General features: G+C 80.4%; 1 protein-coding gene. It reads left to right on the plus strand.

What is annotated here, in order from left to right; translation table 11 throughout:
- The coding region (locus B7P34_RS35995; protein WP_223268617.1) for a ComEC/Rec2 family competence protein at positions 1 to 956 on the plus strand (956 nt) is incomplete at both ends.

The raw sequence follows: 956 nt of genomic DNA on the forward strand, positions 1-956 counted from the left end.
CGCGGGCCGCTGCCGGGGCTGGCCCGCCGACAGGCCGAGGCCGTGGTCGAGGTGACGGTCACGGCCGACCCGAGGGCCGCGCGCCCGCATGTGCGGGGAGCCGCCAGGGCGGCGCCCGCGGCCGTCGTCGAGGCCGAGGCGGTCAAGGTGACCGCGGGCCGCGTGACGACCGCCGTCCGCACGCCCGTGCTGCTGATCGCGCCGCCTTCATGGCTCGGGCTGCTGCCCTCCACCCGGGTGCGGGCCGAGGGGCGCCTCGCGGTGCCGTCCGGGGCCGGAGGCTCCGGCCCGCCGCCCGCCGCGGTGCTGCGGATCGGCGGCCGGGAGCCGCCCCGGATCGTGGAGGGGCCGAGTGCGGTGCAGCGCGTCGCCGGCAGGTTCCGCTCGGGGCTGCGGGCGGCCACGGACGGGCTGCCGGAGGACCCGCGGGCGCTGCTCCCCGGGCTCGTGGTGGGGGACACCTCCCGGGTGCCGGCCGACCTCGACGAGGCGTTCCGGGCGACCGGGATGACGCACTTGCTGGCCGTCTCGGGGAGCAACCTCGCGATCCTGCTGGCTGTGTTCGTCGGGCCGCCGCACCTGGCCGCCCGTGCCGAGCGCCGGGGCCTCGCGGCCCGGCTCGGGGTGCCGCTGCGGGCGACGGCGGTGCTGGGCGCGGGGCTCGTGCTGGGGTTCGTCGTGGTCTGCCGGCCCGATCCGAGCGTGCTGCGCGCCGCCGCCTGCGGGCTGGTGCTGCTGCTCGCCCTCGGCACGGGCCGCCGCCGCAGCCTGCTGCCCGCTCTCGCCGCCGCCGTCCTCCTGCTCGTCCTCTACGACCCGTGGCTCGCCCGTAGCCCCGGCTTCCTCCTCTCGGTGCTGGCCACCGGCGCCCTGCTGACCCTCGCCCCGCGCTGGAGCGCGGCCCTGCAGCGGCGCGGGGTGCCGCCGCGCCTGGCCGAGGCCCTGGCGGCGGCCGC

The sequence above is a fragment of the Streptosporangium nondiastaticum genome (assembly GCF_003011965.1).
Taxonomy (GTDB): domain Bacteria; phylum Actinomycetota; class Actinomycetes; order Streptomycetales; family Streptomycetaceae; genus Streptomyces; species Streptomyces nondiastaticus.